This is a genomic window from Ferrovibrio terrae, assembly GCF_007197755.1.
GTDB classification, from domain to species: Bacteria; Pseudomonadota; Alphaproteobacteria; order Ferrovibrionales; family Ferrovibrionaceae; genus Ferrovibrio; species Ferrovibrio terrae.
On record NZ_CP041636.1, the window covers coordinates 618,326 to 636,096 of the forward strand.

Annotated in this window: 16 protein-coding genes; 3 read left to right on the forward strand and 13 right to left on the reverse strand. The window is 60.0% G+C overall.

Translation table 11 applies throughout. The features are described from left to right. Positions 1-48: 48 nt before the first annotated feature. From FNB15_RS02945 to rimO, 3 genes are read left to right on the forward strand one after another with little or no spacing between them, the layout of a single operon-like run. Positions 49-708, forward strand: coding sequence for a helix-turn-helix domain-containing protein (locus FNB15_RS02945; protein WP_185973685.1), 660 nt, complete (start codon positions 49-51; stop codon positions 706-708). Further along, the gene (gene nusG / locus FNB15_RS02950; protein WP_144067277.1) at positions 705-1,205 is read left to right on the forward strand and encodes a transcription termination/antitermination protein NusG; all 501 of its coding nucleotides are present in this window, start codon (positions 705-707) and stop codon (positions 1,203-1,205) included. Before FNB15_RS02945 ends, nusG begins: the two co-directional genes overlap by 4 nt. Positions 1,206-1,257: 52 nt before the next feature. Then, on the forward strand, positions 1,258-2,592 hold the full coding sequence (rimO, locus tag FNB15_RS02955) for a 30S ribosomal protein S12 methylthiotransferase RimO (protein ID WP_144067278.1): 1,335 nt from the start codon (positions 1,258-1,260) through the stop codon (positions 2,590-2,592). Positions 2,593-2,605: 13 nt separating this feature from the next. Here the strand turns inward: rimO and asnB (FNB15_RS02960) are convergent, their stop codons facing one another. From asnB (FNB15_RS02960) to FNB15_RS03020, 13 genes are all read right to left on the reverse strand, one after another. Next, positions 2,606-4,498, reverse strand: a complete 1,893-nt coding sequence (asnB, locus tag FNB15_RS02960) for an asparagine synthase (glutamine-hydrolyzing) (RefSeq protein WP_144067279.1) — start codon at positions 4,496-4,498, stop codon at positions 2,606-2,608. Between the two features lie 14 nt (positions 4,499-4,512). Then, positions 4,513-5,682 (reverse strand): glycosyltransferase, encoded by a 1,170-nt coding sequence (locus FNB15_RS02965; RefSeq protein ID WP_246068843.1) that lies wholly within the window; start codon positions 5,680-5,682, stop codon positions 4,513-4,515. A gap of 9 nt (positions 5,683-5,691) precedes the next feature. After that, a complete protein-coding gene (locus FNB15_RS02970) occupies positions 5,692-6,771 on the reverse strand; it encodes a glycosyltransferase family 4 protein (protein ID WP_144067281.1) in 1,080 nt (359 codons plus the stop codon). A 27-nt stretch (positions 6,772-6,798) separates the two neighbouring features. Further along, complete coding sequence (locus FNB15_RS02975) at positions 6,799-7,629, reverse strand: O-methyltransferase (RefSeq protein ID WP_144067282.1); 831 nt, start codon at positions 7,627-7,629, stop codon at positions 6,799-6,801. Between the two features lie 14 nt (positions 7,630-7,643). Further along, positions 7,644-8,777, reverse strand: coding sequence for a glycosyltransferase family 4 protein (locus FNB15_RS02980; RefSeq protein WP_144067283.1), 1,134 nt, complete (start codon positions 8,775-8,777; stop codon positions 7,644-7,646). A 3-nt stretch (positions 8,778-8,780) separates the two neighbouring features. Beyond that, positions 8,781-9,524 carry a glycosyltransferase family protein gene (locus FNB15_RS21430; protein WP_185973686.1) on the reverse strand — a complete coding sequence of 248 codons (744 nt, stop codon included), beginning with the start codon at positions 9,522-9,524 and terminating at the stop codon, positions 8,781-8,783. After that, entirely contained in the window at positions 9,473-10,105 is a 633-nt protein-coding gene (locus FNB15_RS21435; RefSeq protein ID WP_144067285.1) for a surface carbohydrate biosynthesis protein, read from the reverse strand. The genes FNB15_RS21430 and FNB15_RS21435 overlap by 52 nt, the downstream gene beginning before the upstream one ends. A gap of 10 nt (positions 10,106-10,115) precedes the next feature. Continuing rightward, complete coding sequence (locus tag FNB15_RS02995) at positions 10,116-11,282, reverse strand: hypothetical protein (protein WP_144067286.1); 1,167 nt, start codon at positions 11,280-11,282, stop codon at positions 10,116-10,118. A gap of 100 nt (positions 11,283-11,382) precedes the next feature. After that, on the reverse strand, positions 11,383-12,762 hold the full coding sequence (locus tag FNB15_RS03000) for a surface carbohydrate biosynthesis protein (protein WP_144067287.1): 1,380 nt from the start codon (positions 12,760-12,762) through the stop codon (positions 11,383-11,385). After that, positions 12,759-13,727, reverse strand: coding sequence for an NAD(P)-dependent oxidoreductase (locus FNB15_RS03005; RefSeq protein WP_144067288.1), 969 nt, complete (start codon positions 13,725-13,727; stop codon positions 12,759-12,761). The genes FNB15_RS03000 and FNB15_RS03005 overlap by 4 nt, the downstream gene beginning before the upstream one ends. Continuing rightward, on the reverse strand, positions 13,728-15,521 hold the full coding sequence (gene asnB / locus FNB15_RS03010) for an asparagine synthase (glutamine-hydrolyzing) (protein ID WP_144067289.1): 1,794 nt from the start codon (positions 15,519-15,521) through the stop codon (positions 13,728-13,730). 12 nt (positions 15,522-15,533) lie between these two features. After that, positions 15,534-16,688, reverse strand: coding sequence for a UDP-N-acetylglucosamine 2-epimerase (gene neuC / locus FNB15_RS03015; RefSeq protein WP_144067290.1), 1,155 nt, complete (start codon positions 16,686-16,688; stop codon positions 15,534-15,536). Beyond that, positions 16,685-17,761 carry an N-acetylneuraminate synthase family protein gene (locus tag FNB15_RS03020; RefSeq protein ID WP_144067291.1) on the reverse strand — a complete coding sequence of 359 codons (1,077 nt, stop codon included), beginning with the start codon at positions 17,759-17,761 and terminating at the stop codon, positions 16,685-16,687. The genes neuC and FNB15_RS03020 overlap by 4 nt, the downstream gene beginning before the upstream one ends. Between the last annotated feature and the right edge of the window lie 10 nt (positions 17,762-17,771).

Here is a 17,771-nt window from a genome sequence, read left to right on the forward strand (position 1 = left end):
ATCAGAATTAATTTGACCGCGTAATACAGCTCCTCTATCGTTCAATTCGTGAACGATAAGCTGGACAAATCTGCCGAGCCGCCTCGAGACGCCGCCACACTGGTCGCCCTGCTGGCTGCCGTGAGCGATTCCGATCAGCATACCCAGCGCAGCCTCGCCGGCCGGCTGGATGTGGCCCTGGGTCTCGCCAATGCCCTGCTGAAGCGCTGCGTCTCCAAAGGCTTGATCAAGATCCAGTCTGCGCCAGCCCGGCGCTATGCCTATTACCTGACGCCCAAGGGCTTTGCGGAAAAGAGCCGCCTGGTGGCGGAGTACCTGGAATCCTCATTGAATTTCTTCCGCCACGCGCGCGGCCAGTATGAAGAGCTGTTCGTGGAGTTGGCCGGGCGCGGCATCTCACGTATCGCGATTGCCGGTAGCGGCGAACTGGCAGAGATCGCCATGCTCTCGGCTTCAGCTACCGGCATTTCCGTTCAAGCTGTCATCGCACCAGGCCGGAATATCTCACATTTCCACGGTCATGCTGTTGTAGCCGATCTGGCAGCTGCACTGGCGCAAGGAGCCGAAGCCGTGGTGGTAGCCGATAGCAATGCCCCACAGACCATCTTCGATCGGCTTTGTGCCGCCATGCCAACTGACCGCGTGCTGGCGCCACGGCTGCTGCATGTGACACTGCCTGCCGTGACGCGCAAGGAGATTGCGGCATGATGCTCTCATGGCATGCCGTCTATACACAGCCTGGCAAGGAAATCCTCGCCGCCCAGCAACTGCGCAACCAAGGCTTTGAAGTCTATCTTCCGCAGTATCAGAAACTGCGGCGCCATGCCGGACGCACAGATATCGTCGCCACCGCGCTGTTTCCGCGCTACCTCTTTGTCGGCGTGGCCATGGAGCGACAGCGCTGGCGTTCGGTGAATGGCACCCGCGGCGTGGTAGGGCTGGTGATGTTCGGCGAGCACCCAATACCGGTGCCGCATCCCGTTATTGAGGAAATCCGCAGCCGGGAAGACGAAACCGGCTATATCCGCCTGAATGGCCCGACTTTCGAGCGCGGCCAGGCCTTGCGGATCGTGGAGGGGCCAATGTCCGACACGCAGGCAATTTTCGAGGAGCAAGTGGATGGGAACCGTGCCATCCTACTGGTGTCCCTGCTGGGCCGCATGGTCCGCACCAGAATGCCGCTGCGACAGGTTGAAGCGGCCTGAGGCCGCCTCTTCCAACTAGCCAGCGCCCTGATTCAGGCTTATAAGCCGCGCCATGAGCAGACCCGCCCCCGCCGCCACCCCACCCAAAGTGGGCATCGTCAGCCTTGGATGTCCCAAGGCCCTGGTCGATTCCGAGCGCATCATCACCAAGCTGCGCTCTGAGGGCTATGCGATTTCGGGCTCCTATGACGCCGCCGACGTGGTGCTGGTCAATACCTGCGGCTTTCTCGACAGCGCCAAGCAGGAATCGCTGGAAGCAATCGGCGAGGCGATGCGCGAGAACGGTCGCGTCATCGTTACCGGTTGCATGGGCGTCGAAGCTGACAAAATTCGCGGCATGTTCCCGGATGTACTGTCGGTGAGCGGGCCACAGCAATACGAAACCGTGGTCAACGCCGTGCACGAGGCAGTGCCGCCATTGCACGATCCCTTCCTCGACCTGGTGCCGCCGCAAGGAATCAAGCTGACACCGCGGCACTACGCGTACTTAAAGATTTCCGAAGGCTGCAACCACAGCTGCAGCTTCTGCATCATCCCGTCCATGCGCGGCAAGCTGAAAAGCCGACAGGCCAATGACGTGCTGTTCGAGGCCGAGCGGCTGGTGAAAGCCGGTGTCAAGGAATTGCTGGTGATCTCGCAGGACACCTCGGCCTATGGCGTCGATATCAAGCACGCCGAGAGCCAGTGGCGCGAGCGCAAGGTGAAGGCACGTCTGACCGAACTGGCCGATGCCATGGGTAGCCTGGGCGCCTGGATCCGCCTGCATTACGTCTATCCCTATCCGCACGTGGATGAGATCATTCCGCTGATGTCGGAGGGCAAGATTCTTCCCTATCTCGATATCCCCTTCCAGCATGCCGAGCCGCGCGTGCTGAAGTCCATGCGCCGCCCCGGCAACCAGGAAAAGGTATTGCAGCGAATCCGCAGCTGGCGCGACATCTGCCCCGACCTCGCCATCCGTTCGACCTTCATTGTTGGCTTCCCCGGCGAGACCGATGCCGATTTCGAGTTCCTGCTGCAGTGGCTCGAGGAAGCCCAGCTCGATCGTGTCGGCTGCTTCAAATACGAAAATGTCGAAGGCGCGCGTGCCAATGACCTGCCAGACCAGGTGCCAGACGAGGTCAAGCAGGAACGCTGGGAACGCTTCATGGCAGCTCAGCAGAAGATCAGTGCAAAGCGGCTGAAGCGCTTTGTCGGCCGAACGCTAGATATCCTCGTGGACGAGGTTAAGCGCACGACGGCAGTGGGACGTAGCTACGCCGATGCACCAGAGATCGACGGTATCGTGAAGCTGAAGAATGCCGGCGCCGTCCAGGTCGGCAGTATTGTGAAGGCGAAGATCGACAAGTCGAGCCAGTATGATCTGACGGCCACGGTCGTTGACTAAGTCGGCCGGCGGTTCAGCACCACCGCCTGAGCCAAGCCTGCAGCATCAATACCGTCCATAGCCGGTAGCCCCAGTTTCCTCGCCCGGCCTTGTGCTCACGCCATGCAGCGGAAACCGGGGCAGCGGCGAAAAGACCGTGTCGCAGCGAGTCTTCCGTCAGAAGGTCGTCCGCCCAGGTCCGCAGCGGGCCCCGCAGCCAATCGCCCAGCGGAATGCCGAAGCCCATCTTCGGCCGCTCGATCAAGTTAGCCGGCACATATCGCTGAAGGATTCTGCGCAGGACAACCTTGCCCTGCCTTCCATTCATCAGCATGGCCCCACCCAGCGACCATCCGGCCTCAACGACACGATGATCGAGTAGTGGAACGCGCGCCTCCAGCGCGACAGCCATGCTGGCGCGATCTAGCTTGACGAGGATGTCATCGGGGAGATAGCCGCGCATGTCGAGATAGCGCATACGGGAGATATCATCCCATCGCGCATCGAAATGGTCGTTTGTCTCCCGACTAAAACGCGAATGTGTCGGCGCCCATTGCTGCAGCCAGCGCTGATAGGCAGCCTCGAAACTAGATTCACCGTAAAATTCCAGTGCCTTCGACATCCGGGTCCGCAGATACTGCGGGTTGTCTGAAACTCCAGCCAAGGCGACATTCGGCAGCCTGTGAAGCATTTTCCCCGCCGCAGCAGCGACAAATCCGCGAAGCGGAGCAGGAATATGCGAGAAGCGACGATATTGAGCCGCAACCTGCGGGTATCGCGTATATCCCGCGAAGACCTCGTCGCCGCCATCACCCGACAAGGCAACTGTCACGCTTTGTCGAGCCAGTCGGGAAACCAGCAAGGTCGGTATCTGGGAGGAATCAGCGAATGGTTCGTCGAAGATCGATGCCAAATCGGGCACGGTTGCCAATGCATCGGCTGACGTGACGATCATTTCCGTATGGTCAGTGCCAAGATGCCTAGCAACTGCTTTGGCGTAGCCGGCTTCGTTATATGACTCTTCCTGAAAGCCAATCGAGAAGGTCTTCACTGGCCGGCCGGATTGTGCCTGCATCAAAGCCGTGACGATGGAAGAATCGACGCCACCGGATAGCAGACTGCCAAGGGGGACATCCGCAATCATGCGGCGCCCTACGGCATCATAGAGCAGTTCATGCAAGGTAGCCTCGACTTCGGCTTCCGGCATTTGCTGCCGCTTTGAGAGGCCCAATTGCGCGACCTGCCGGAGATCCCAGAAGCAAGACTCCCGCTGGCCTGCCTCATCCACCTGAATGATATGGCCCGGCAGAAGCTTCCGAACCCCCTTGAAGATCGACAGCGGCGCAGGGACATATGAAAGCTGCAAGTAACTATCGACGGCCTGCTGGTCGATATCCGCCGCACCAAGCCCGAACAGGCCCGTCATGGCCTTGAGTTCGGAGGCAAAAGCAAAAATACCGCCGCGGCTGCCGTAATACAGCGGTTTGATACCTAACCGGTCACGACCCATATAGAGCCGCCGGTTGTTACGGTCCCACAACGCGAAGGCAAACATGCCGATGAAGCGCTGTACGGCGTTCTCCACGCCCCAGGCTGCACAGGCTTCCAGCAGCACCTCGGTATCCGAGTGGCCACGCCAGGCGATCCCCGGTAAATCCCGCGCAACTTCGCGGCTGTTGTAGATTTCACCGTTATACGCAATCACCCAGCGCCCGCAGGCACTGATCATCGGTTGCGCACCCGCGGCAGAAAGGTCGACGACGGCAAGCCGCGTATGCGCGAGCACGAGGCCGGCAGGCACATCCACCCACCATGCCATCGCGTCCGGACCGCGATGGGCGAGGCTGGCCGTCAGACTGCGACCAATCCCGTCCAGATGATCCGGGCTTGCTTCCCGGAAACCGACCATGCCTGCAACGCCACACATTCCAGCCAGTCTCCTTACGCGTTGCCCAAGGGTCGGCTCGACAGAATGTTCTGGTACATGCCGTCATAATCCTCCACACAGCGCCGGAGCGAAAAATGCCGCTCCACCCGCTGCCGTCCAGCCGCGCCCATCATTCGCCTTGCCTCGGGATCCTCGATCAGTCGACGGATCGCGATGCCAAGTTGTGCCGGCGATTTCGCCGGCACAACAAGGCCGGTTTCCTGATTCAGCACGGCTTCGGCATTGCCGCCGACATCGGTGACCACCATGGGGAGGCCGAAAGCCATGGATTCCAGAATTGCGTTGGAAAACCCCTCTTCATGTGAGGGCAGAATTCCGATATCGGCCGCCGCCAGATACCGGCCGACGTCGGCCTGTCCACCTACCATATGAACTTTATCCGCTATGCCGAGGCGATCTGCCGTCGCCGCGAGCGCAGGCATGATGCCGCTCGCGTCGCGCCCCAGCACGATCAGGCGCCAGGGCTGGTTGAGTGGTAGCTGGGCGCAGGCCTCGAAAAGATCGGCGTGGCCTTTGTACGGGAACAGGTTGGCGACGACGATCATGACAATCTCGCCCTCCGACACATCTAAAGCAACTCGCGCCGCCTCCCGAATCTGCGTTGACAGCTCCGGCAGGGCAACGCCGTTGTAGATCAGCTGCGTGCGATCGGTAGGCGCATGTTCTTCCTCGATCAACTGCCGGATGACCGCGTTCGAATTCCCTGACAACGCCTTCATTCTACCGTGCAGAAACAGTTCAAGCCGGTTCACCCATGCCGGGCGATGCTTCATGTAGTAATTGAGGCTTCGGCGGCTCATCACGAGATTTCGCCTGCCAAGCAAGAGCGCAACCGTTCCGCCATGCAGGTAACTCGACGGCAGAAAGAAGTGAACGATGTCCGGCCTCTCCTTCAGGAGGCAGACGGTGAATTGAAATGTGCTCACCAGCATCCGGACAAGCCGGGATGCGAGACCGGGGTTTTCCACCTCCATCTCGTACCAGGGCGCAAAAACCTTGACGTGTCTGGGCATCTCCTCGAAAGCAGCACCGCGCATCCGGAACAGGAAAACTGCAATGTCGTAATGCTCCGGATTCAACATCGGAGCAACTCTGAGACAGTGCAGTTCCGCGCCTCCCCGTCCAAGACTACTGATCACGAAAAGAATCTTCCGGCGCTTCATGGTCACAACTCAGCCATTCCTGAAAACACGAATCCAGCGCGCGGCGATGTCGGCGACATTGAATGCATCGACTGCGCGGGCAGCAATGGCCTGGAAATGGCGTCTTGTTTCTTCAGAGGCCATTGCAGCGGCAAGCTGCTGACGGAGATCGGCCACATCATCCATCTTCGCCAGAAATCCGTAGGTACCTTCGGCCAGTAATTCGGCCATCGCACCTGGAGCATCTGAGGCTATCACGCAGCACCCATTCGCCAGCGCCTCGGCCAAGGCATTCGGAAAGCCTTCATATCTGGCAGGATGGCAGTAAATCTCGGCGGATCTGAGATGGCTTTCACTATCCGCCACCAGCCCCATCAAAGTGATCCTGTCCGCCATGCCAGCGGCCCTGATCTGCTCATCAAGAACAACACGCGCACTACCCTCGCCAAGAATTTCCACCTGCCAGTCAGGATACTGCGGCGCCAGCGGGGCAAAGGCCTCGATCAGAAGATCGAAACCTTTCTGATGCTCGAGCCGTCCCATGGCAACTATCACGCGACGGCGCGGGCTTTCAGATTCTCGAGTGTCCGGAGCAACCGCCTGGCGCACCGGGTTCGGAATCACAGCCACTTCAGCCTGCAGGTGCTGCCGACACCACGCGGCGATAGCTTCTGTCTGCACGACCAACGCTTTCGCTCGGGGATATACCAGCCGACGCAACAACGCATGCACGGTGCTGATAGCATGAAAGCCGGGGTGAACCCGTTCGCTGACCACGACCGGAAAACGAAATCCCGTCGTGGCAACGATGCCGGTGACGTTGGCCTCGGTGAGGAAACACACCAAAACATCTGGCTCAATACCACCAAGCCGTTTGCGGATTGCTAGAATCCGGCCCATGCTCCGCAGCAGGAAACCGGCCGATTCCAGCGGCGATGCCACCTTGTGCCAGTGAATGCCGGGTGCAAGCTCGTAAGCCGGATTGCCTTTTTCAGCATAGGTGATCAGGTGAATGTCGTGCCCCTGCCTGCACCACTCGCTGCACAGTATAGTGGCGACGCGCTCTGCGCCGCCTGGACTCAGGGTCGGGATGACGAAAGCAATTTTCATGACGAAGAGGGCTGCCCGGTTTCGCGATCAGCCCGGTAGAAGTTCGAAGACCGTATTGTTCTGGCCCGCATCGGGTGTTGCGCGCCACATCCGCTGGAAATTGCCCGCGAGGAACATGCTGTTCGGCTGCCGGCCATCGACCAGGATCGTGCAGCCCGGCTTCAGACGGGCCTCCATTTTGAGCGGATCGGTGACAATCGCGGGCAAAGACCTCCCATTGGTGGCGCGATAGCCCTGCGCATCGTCCGGCGCCGGTCCGTCGAGATAGATGAAATCCGGTACCATATTTTCCAGCTCGGGATAGGCGAGCGTCAGCACACCCATCCGCAGCGGCCTCGGATCGCCGGGATACCAGACAAACTGTCGCCGGCGCGGCCGCACCTCACCCCACGAAATCTCGGTGGCCGGCAGCATGTAGCGCAAGTCGACAAAACGGGAGAGGTCAGGGCCGAGCTTCCCTGCAGTGTGGTCGCGCCAATGCGGATTGCTCTCGATCGACACCATAGTCGCGGAATGTCCGCTCTTTTCCAAGGCTTGTAATGCGGCAGCGATCACCACGGTCGAACACCCGCTGCCATATTCCAGGACCAGCCCCGGCTTCTTTGCCAGCACCAGCCGATACAACGTGCTCAAATCATCCCAGTGCGGCGGCAGCGCGCCACCCTTCAGGTCAACCAGCCGCTCGGCCAAACCGAGATCCTGGAAAAGCCGTTTGCCTGCGGTTACTTCGTCGGCGTTGCGGCGAATCGCCAGATAACGCCCCACAGTCTCAACGGCATGAAGAAGGATATCAGCTCCGCGTTGCAGACCGGCGATCACGCGATCAGCGAAATGGCGTTCAGCGAACTTGACCGGCATTGCATATCCTCTGGTTATCGCCCGGCGGCGAATTCAATGATCGATTCGGCGCGGCGGGCCCAGGTGTATTTCGCATGGAACTCCCGGTGCGCTTCATGGCCCAGCGTGTCACGCAATCCGCGGTCTGCCAGAAGCAACCGCAGAGCCGACTCCCATGCCGCAATGTCTGCAGGCGGCACCAGCAGGCAGTTTCTACGATCCGACAGCACTTCATGTAGTACCGGCAGATCGGAAACGATGAATGCCTTCCCGGCGGCCATGTATTCAAAGATTTTCAACGGCGACATCCATTCGGTCGTGACATGGCCGCCAGGCACCGAGGCATCAGCCTGGTAGGGCGCTAGCAGAATATCGCAGCCCAGCCGTATGGCGGCAGCTTCCACCGGCGGCATGAAGCCGGTCAACGTAACATTTGGCAGATCCGCCGCGACACAGCGCCAATGCGCGACATCCTTCGGTGTTCCGCCGATCAGGTGGAAATCCGCTTCGGGGATACGCTGCGCCAGTGCGAAAATCACCTCGACACCGCGCCCGGCATAGAGATGACCAACATAGCCGATCTGCGGGCGATCCACAGGCCCGAGCCGCCTCGGCACGAGATCATCGACCGAGCTAGCGGCGTCATGAGCGATCAGGATGGCTGTCTTTTTCGCATCCACCTCGGCACGCAGATATCCAGCCAGAGGTTTTGAGATCGTGACAAGGCGGCGCAGAACTCGTCGTTTCAGTGCCGCGTCAATGAACAAACGGTCTGTCGACGGATACAGGCGCAGCGGCTGATGACTCTCGAATGCCACCGGCAATCCCAGCAGCGCCGCCGCGCTGCAGGCCTTCGGATGACGCCCGATCACCAGATCGACGCTTTGCACCCGGCAGGCGATGGCTGCGGCAATACTGCCGATGCTGTTACTGCCCGGGATCCCTGGCTGGGCGTAATACCGTAACCCGAAGCCTGAGCGCACGCCAAAATGCGCGGCCACACCGGCGGCATCGTCAGCCTCGCTCCACGGCGTTGGGCCGGTACCGCGATAGACCCACAAGGTCACGTCATGCCCCAGGTCGCTCAGGGCAGCGGCCATGTTCACGACATGGACGCTGTTCGCCTGGTCAGACGGGATACGCGAGTTGGAGAGATAAGCAATGCGCATCGATCAGGATGCCGGTGTAACCCGGTACAGATGCGGGTGAAGCGCCGTAAACGCGGTCGGGTTTCCGGCCGGCATAGCTCCAACAATCGTCTTGTAGCGTTCGCCCACAATCGACGGCTTGAGTTCCTGTAGCTTGTTCCGGTTCAGTGGTGAGAGGATTTCTCGGCCAAGTAACTGCTGCTTCCAATAACTGAGACGACGACGCCAGACCAGTGGCGTCAACGAGCCCGAAGCGCCCTCATGCAGGCGGCGGCCAGCAAGCTCGGAAATAGCGTCGATGACCTGCGGGGTGGCATCGCGATCATACGAGAAGAAATCATGAAGGATGCCGGCAAGTGACGGCGGGGGCTGTTGCCAGTCCCTGTTGGCCACGAAGGCTACAGCCTCGTCTTCGTGCTCTACTCTGTGACTGCAGGCAATTGGAATCCAAGGGCAGAAATTCTCTTCCGTCGGGATCGGAGTATAGGCAAGCGACGCATGCCCGAGCATCGCGGCTTCAAGCCCGGTGGTCGAATGATTGTGAATCATCAATTCTGCCGCAAGAATCCAGTAATGTGCGGAATCCTCGTAGACCGCGTGAACATTCGGCATGTCGGCGAATGTGCGGCGGTAGACCTCGATATTCTCCTCGGGATGCGGTCGCACCACCACAGTTTTCTCGATTTCGGTCGCAAGCCGCCGGATCAGGGCGATATTTAGGGCCAGCCGCTGATCGTCATAGGCCAGACGCTCGTCAAGCCCGCGCACCGGGAGCCGTAGTTGCGGATCACGGCTTCGCGGCCGTTGATGTTGTTCGAGTATTTGGAATTCGTGTTGAACAGGATGAATTCGCCATATTTGCGACGAATGCCATCCACCTTCTCGTGGTACAACGAATGATAATATGGCTTCAGCAGGTCGAAACGCGGATGTCCGGTGATGCGGATACGATCCGGATTATACTGCTTGCGTTTGGCGCGCAGATGGGCGTCCTGCGCCACTCCCCACAACAAGATCAGATCCATCTGCGGCAGGAAGTCGTCCGGCATCCGGTTGTCCAGCATGTGGAAGTCGCGGAAATCAACGCCGTTCTCTTCATCAAGGCTGACCACAAGACAGCCGGCCTGCTTAAGCTGCCGGTATACCGGCTCGGATGTGCCGCGATGGAAGCCCTTGTCGAGATAGATGACATTACCCATCCGGACCGAGGCATCCAGGATAAAATCCTTGGTTCCGAAATAAACGGTAAAGCCTTTTCGCGCCAGCGCCGTCGACAGCATCAGCTTGGAATTCAGCTCTCTGGCTGTGGTTTCCAGCGGAATAGCGACGTTGGTGAACTGTCTTTGCATTCTCAATTCTCTATGCTCTGGTCGAATCCTGAATGGTCATTAACGCGATCTGCCGATATCCGGCATGCGCTGTGTCGACGGCAATCATGTCGCCCGCAGGTGACCAGCGCGGATGCAGGTCGCAGCGCGTCTCGCCGGAAAGGCCGGGCGGACTATAGAAAGCTGCCAGCTGTCTGATTGTCCTGTCCTGAAGATCGCCGATGAGGAGGCGTCGCTCGGAAACGTGGTCCGGCAGCGTATCGGTGACCAGCCAGCGACCATTCTTGGCGATACTGGGATGGCCGTCCTCATGCGGGAGGAAGTCGCCCCAGAAGGCAACCGGCGGCGTCTCATGTGCGTCGCGATGCAGATAATATCCTTCCGGACGATCAATCGGCGTGCCGTAGAGCAGGAGATGATCGTCGTCGGCCCACCAGTAGTGCGAAACATGACGGCTGTTGCTGACCGCGCGGATATCGCCGGAAGTATCCAAGGTCAGGGCCCGGCTGTGGCGACGGCCATTGCTATCCCGCCAGAGATGGAAGACCAGAAAACGGCTACCCGTGGGATTCCATTTCACATGATTGAAGTAATGTTCAGCGTTCCGCATCGAGTCGTGCGGAGCGAAGTGTACGGCTTGCGCCAGCGAAAACAAAAGACGGTCCTGGCCGCTCGCCATATCGATGATCCAGAGGCCATCTGCTTCCGGAGCCGGCTGGCCGGCGGTCGGGTCCGCCTCGGGTTGATAGCCATAGCCGGGACGCAAGCGCTGCAGGCGCGAGAAATTCAGCGCAATCCCGATGCGGCCATCCTGCGTGATATCGTAGACTGGCCGTGCCATCTGCTGCTGCACGCTGCCGTTTGCGCCATCCAGCACCAGGCCACGCTGGATATTGCCGCTGATGCCGTTGCAGAACACCAGACCATCCTGGCCCGGCAGCCATTGTAGCCTGCTGCCCTGCTGCCAGCACCAGGTCGCCGTCTTTCCGAGCCGGACGAAGTCTGCTGCGCTGCCGGTGTCGAGGCGGAAATAGCCGATTTCAGCCTCAACACGGGCTGGCACTGCACCGAGCGGAACCGCATGCGCCAGAAGTTTTTGCTGCGTCTGGTCAAAGGGGCACAGATCGTAATATCCGAAAAAACTGTGCTTATGCGGTATGCCGCACAGATGCAGCGCGGCTGCCGCATCCGCGTTCACGCGTTGGCGACGCCGCGCATTGCGTCGCAGGGCCAGCCTTGCACCCTGAAGCCGCCGCAGGGCCGGCGCCGGAAGAGCGGCAGCGATGATCTGCCTGATACTAATGACCCGCTCCTGTCGGCGTGGTGATACGCAGCCATTGATTGCCGAGGTCGGCCACGTCGGCATCGGCTGCACCGAAGATCCGCAACGCCGCTTGCGCCTCACCGGCATCGACGCCGGCAAATTTCTCCAGCGCATAGCTGTCGAGTAGGGCGGCAGCATCCAGCCCCTCGCCATTCGCCTGCGATGCTTTCCGGCGTTTGCACCAGTAGTCGAGGCGATATTTGACCGAGAACAGCATGTCCTTGGCTGATCTGTCCGGCCAGGCCGTTACACCCTGCAGCACATCCAGCACGATCGCGGTGGCATTGGCGCTGCCACCCATCGCCGGGCCAATCAGCCCCTCCAGCCGCTTGCGGGCCGCGGCTGAGTTGGCCTGCATCTCGGCAGCGCCTGGGCGGGACATTCCGCGCACCACCGAAATCAGCTGCTCGACCTCTTCGGTCTGTACGCTGACCTGATTTGGCAACCTCACATCGTACAGATCGGAGCGCACCGGGCAGTAGGCGACGATATTGCACCCCAGCAGCGCTGCCTCGATCGCCGTGGTGCAGCCGTTATGGATCGTAGCGTCCGCCACCATCGACCAGGCCGTCGCAGTATGGCTTTTCGACACCATGACGTTGCTATGCCTGGCTGCCATGGCATCCCACGGGTCCGGACTTTCCGACGGATGCGGCCGAATGACGATCTGGTGATCAGGGAAAGCATCCGGCAGCCGCTCGACCATGGCGTGGAAGCTTTCGTACAGCCGGTCGGTGTGATCCATATACCCGACCTTGAAGTCCAGCGCCTTGCCGGTCAGGTTGGAACGTCGCAGCAGTCCATCGCGAAACGACTGGCGGTCCATATGATACGGGTTCGAATGGCTGAAGCGCGAATTCACCAAGATGATGCGTCGGCCGACATCGATATCCTGAATCTGGTGTATCGCACGGTATTCCGGCGCCAGGATGTCGATACGAGGATTGCCTGCTGGAATCAGATGGCCATCGAGATCGGGGTATCGCCGAAGCAACGATGCGCGATCGCCCTCGCCGCGCGTGAAGAAGCGATAGCATTCCTTGATGTGCGAATACGGAACACGCTCGTCGACATAGAAATCATCATTCTTCACTACCAGGGCTTCTTCATCCCATGCCGTGACGGCGAAGCCCAAGCGGCGCGCCACCGGCAGGATTGATCCCATGCCCTTGCCCACGTCATTCTCGATCAGGATGCCGCGAGGGAAAAGCGGCATATTCTCGTGGAAATATTTCGCGAATCCGATCCAGACCTCGTAGCCGCGACGAATCGCCTGGCTAGCGAAGTATAGCTTAGCATTGAACTCGCGGCTTTTGATCTCGATGGGGAGAAGTATGATGTTCTTCTGAATCATCCGCCAACCATGTTCTGCGCGGACCGCCACCAGGCGATGGCCTTGTCCGCCATGAATGCTTCCGCGCGCGGCATTGCATCCGTCGCGCCACCGATATGAGGCGTGATCAGCACCGGATAGCCCGCCTCCGCCTGCGCCCGCAGGCGGCGCGAGGCCTCCTGCTGTCCACCTGTTTCCTCGTTGAGAACATCTAGACCGACGCCACCGATTCGCCTTTGCTCTATCAGGTGGGCAAGTGCGGCTTCATCGACTACGTCGCCTCGCGCGGTATTGATCAGGATCGCGTCTGGCAGCATGCGGCCGAGCAGATCCTTACCAATCAGGCCACGGGTTTCGCCTGTAGCGGGCAGATGAATCGAAATGATGTCGCAGCTGGCAAAGATATCGGCCAGTGTCTTGCGCTCGATGCCATCGGGCAGAGGCTGATCACGGATATCGTTGGCCCAAACCGACATGCCGAAGGCAAGGCCGTAGCGCCCCATGATCTCACCCAGCCGGCCATATCCCACAATGCCAAGCCGCCGCCCCCGCATTTCGCGACCGAGGAAACGATAGCGATCCCACTCTCCGCGATTGACGCTGGCCGCCGCCGGTGGAATGTGCCGCATCAGGCTGATCGCCAGGCCCCAGGCCAGTTCGGCGGTGGAATGAATACTGCGCAGAAATGCCTCCTCGCCTTTCAGTGAGAGAATGGCTATATCGCGGCGCTGCGCAGCTTCAAGGTCAATATGGGTCAGTCCGGTCGTAGAGGTAGCGACGAAACGCAGTTGCGTCGTTCTGGCCAGTAAATCTGCATCGATCCTGTGATGCAGCCGGATCAGCAGGCCGACGGCATCCGCCGCCGCATCGGCCAGTGCATCAGCTGATGCCAATTTCTGCACCAGAAAATGCTCCGACAGCCGTGCCTCCGCATCGGCGGGGAAACCGTCGGGCTCGGTGATCAGCAGCTTGGGCTGGTTCTCCATCTACACCATGCCATGCGCCTGGGTCCGGACCGCATGATCCCTCCAGGCGCCGCCGACAAACAATTCGCACCACAGGGCGACATTCACCCATTGCCAGACGAAGAAGCTGTTGTTGGCGCCATTCTGGACGAAAACGCGGAAACGATCCCGCAACCGGTCAACATCGAACAATCCGCTGTCGAGCAGCCAGGGACTTTCCAGACAATCTTCGACGAAACCCGCGCCGGCCCCCCGCAGCCAGCCGGTCTGCGGCGCGACCACGGCGCGTTTCTCGGACCAGATCGAGGTCATCGAGGGGTGGCGGCGCTGGGCAATATCGCGCAGCGGACGTTTCGACATGCCGCCGGCGATCTTGGCGAGGCCGGGAATGCGGAATGCCGCTTCCACAAGGCGGTGATCGAGGAACGGCACGCGCAGCTCGATGCTATGCGCCATAGAGAGGCGATCATTCATCCGCAGAACGCGCGGCAGCTTGCGCTGGGTGATGTCGACGAACAGGGCCTGGTTCACCGCATCATCCAACGCCGGCACCCGCCAATGCCAGGCTTGCCCGGCATCGCGCAGGGATTGCGACAGCACATCCCGAGCCAGCGGCGAAGTGCCATCTTGATACAACCCCTCCGACAGCCAGCCCTGCAGTGACTGGCTGCCATCCGTCAGGCCGCGGTAATAGGCATAGCCGGCAAACATTTCATCTAGGCCTTGCCCTTCCAACTGCACGGTCAGGCCCGCCGCCCGGATTTTTTCGTGCAGATTGTGATAGGCTAGCGTCGCGATGCCGCCGATCGGTGCCTCCTGGTGACTGAGCGCCACGCGTGCCGTACTGCGCAGCATATCCGGCCCTTCGGCCGTCTCGAGTGGCAACCAGCGCGTGCCGGATATCACCTCGCGCGCATAGCCACGTTCGTCATATCGTGAATCACTGAAGCCCGCGGTGGCCGCATGCAACTTCTGTCCTGGAGCAGCAAGCTGGTCGACCATACTGGCGAGCAGCAGGGAATCGAGGCCACCTGAAATATTGACGCCGAGCGGCACGTCAGAGCGCAGACGATAGCGCACCGCGTCGACCATCAGAGCCTCGAGCTCATCACTCTCGAGCGGCGCGGCACCAGCCGTTTCGACGATCTGCTTGAGATCCCAGAATGCGTTGATACTGCTGGTACCGTCCGGGCGGCAATACATGTAGCAGCCGGCCGGCAGCTGTCGGATTCCCCGGAAGAATGTGCGATCATGCTGCTCGTAGATGCCATAGGCCAGATAGTCGGACCAGGTTTCCGCATCTGGCGTGACGGCATGTCCGGCCGTCAGGATGGCCTTGATCTCGCTGGCAAAAACCAGAGTGCCGTCAACATATCCGTAATTGAGCGGCTTGATGCCAAGACGGTCGCGCGCCAGCAGCAGTTCCTGCCGCTCGCCGTCCCAGAGGGCAAACGAGAACATCCCGATAAACCGCTCCAGGCACGCAACGCCCCAACGCGCATAAGCGGCGAGAATGACCTCGGTATCGCTGGAAGAGCGGAATGAATAATCGCCGAGTTCCCGCCGGAGCTCGCGGTAATTGTAGATTTCGCCGTTGAAAACGATCCAGTTACGGCCGTCGGCCGAGGCCATCGGCTGGTGCCCCAGTGCGGAAACATCAATGATGGCCAGACGGTTGTGGCCCAGGCAAAGTGGTCCCTCGGCAATCTCGACCCAGCCCGTATCGTCCGGTCCGCGATGCTGCTGCACCGCCAGGGCACGCCTGGTGGTCTGCAGGCTCGCCTGCCGTCCCAACATGCCGAAAATGCCACACATGTCTATATCGGCTCAGTTTGGATAGTGGAGGCGTTTCTGCACGGATATTTTACAGGTCGCCAGAATGTCGGCGATCTGACGGCCGGCAGTGCCGTCGCCGAACAGCTCGTCCGGCACATACTTCCCATGCGTGATTTGCGCCCGCGCGGCAGCCTCGATGGCGACCGCATTATAATCGGCATGCATTACATTGGCGCCGTGCTCTCGCGTCTGCTGGCGCGATCCGACATTGACCACAGGTACGCCCAGCAACGACCCCTCGCGTAGAGCGGATGAGGAATTTCCGATCATGCAGACAGAGTTATCGATCAGGCGGATGAAGTCCTCCGACGAGAAGTTCTTGTAGAAGGTAACTTTCTCGCCACCCTGGTTCTCATGGAAAACGCGCAGGCGCTTGGATATGGCATCCGAACCGGCGTCGATATTCGGCCACATCCATATCGTGCGCATGCCTAGGGCACGCACCGCGTGCAGAGTTTCATCAATCTGCTTGTTGGCCTCGGTATTCTCGGTCGTCACCGGATGCTGCAGCACCACGATATAAGGTTCGCTCCACCCATTCTGATAGCCGACGCCGGCATTGCGCGCCCAGAAGGTCTGATCGATGCTGCGATCTTTCATGCCGGTCACGAGATCCAGCGCAGGGCAGCCGGTCATGTAAATCGTGGCGGGATCCTCGCCCATTCGGATCAGGTTTTCGCGCGCCTTGTCGGTGGCCGGGAAATGGATATGCGCCAGCTTGGTGATGGCGTGACGCACACTCTCGTCAATCGAGCCTGTCGTCTCGCCACCCTGTGTATGAGCCAGTGGAATATTCATGTAGCTGGCCGTCACGGCGGTGGCCAAAGTCTCGTAGCGGTCGGCGACGGTCAGAACGATATCTGGCGTGATATGCATGAACAGGCTCGACAGTTCGATCATGCCCAGCGCGGTCGACTTGACCATATTAGCCGTGGTGTCGCCTTCCAGTGCCATGTACACGACAGCTTCCTCGCGGAAGCCATCGGCGCGGATCAGGTCGATCACCCGACCAAACCGCTCCAGCAATGCGGAGGCGCCGACAACCAGCTGCAACTGCAAATCAGGATGCTCACGAACCGCCGTCAGCACGGATTTGATGCGAGCGTAATTCGCTCGGCTGTTGACGACAATACAGACCTTTCTCACGCGCTTGCTCCGGGTTCATCAGCGTGTGCCTCGATCTGGTTCCATCGAAGCAGATAGCGGCTATCGGCATCCGTGAGCAGCCGGCAACCTACGATTTTGTCGATGGCATCCGGTGCGATACCGGTGCCAGGCTTCTTTAAAGTCAGCATATCACGACGCAGTACTGTGCCAGCCGGCTGATCGGCTTTCAGCGCGAGACTCTTGCCGAAAATCTCTCGTGTCGGCCGCATCTGTGCGGCCAGGGCGTCCTTATCGACCGGATTGGCGTCCATTTCCACCAAGCAATCCCGGAAAGTGACGATCCGGGCGAAATCAGCAAAAGTAACGGATGCCACGGTATCGGGACCGAAACTGCGATGGTCAAATGTGACGTGTAGCTCGACCAGATCCGCGCCGCGCGCGATCGCCGCCATTGCCGGCTCCGGCCGCCCGGAATGATCCGACAGGCCGATCGGGCAAGGAAATGCCGATTTCATCCGCGCCAACACGTTGAGGCCGACATCGGGCATCGCCGTGGGGTATTTCGTCGTGCACTGGAAGAGTGCGATCGCATTACCACGGCTGCTCCAGCGCTCATGAACTGCCGTGATCTCCTCATAACCGCTCATGCCCGTGGAGATCAGCATGGGCTTGCCCGTCCCGCTCATGCGTTCGAGCAGGTCATTGGTCACAATCTCGCCCGACCCTATTTTCCATGCCGGCACGCCAAGACCTTCCAGCAGGTCGACGGCCTCTACCGAGAAGGCGGAGGACAGAAATACCAACTTCCTATCGCGCGCGTGCTGCGCCAGTCCTCGCCATTGTTCCGGGGTGAATTCCATGCGGCGCCAGTAGTCATAACGCGTGACGTCCTGGCGAGAGAATTTCAGTCGGAAGGGCTCGTCCAGCGTCGATTCCGCCGCCGCGATATGGGTCTGGAATTTGATCGCATCAGCACCGACATCGGATGCCGCATCGATGAAGGCATGCGCGGCACCCAGTGAACCATCATGTGCCTGCGCCACCTCGGCAATCAGGAAAGCGCGGCCTCCACCGATTTCGCGCTTATCGATATGAAAGCGTTTAGCTGTCATTTCTACCTTT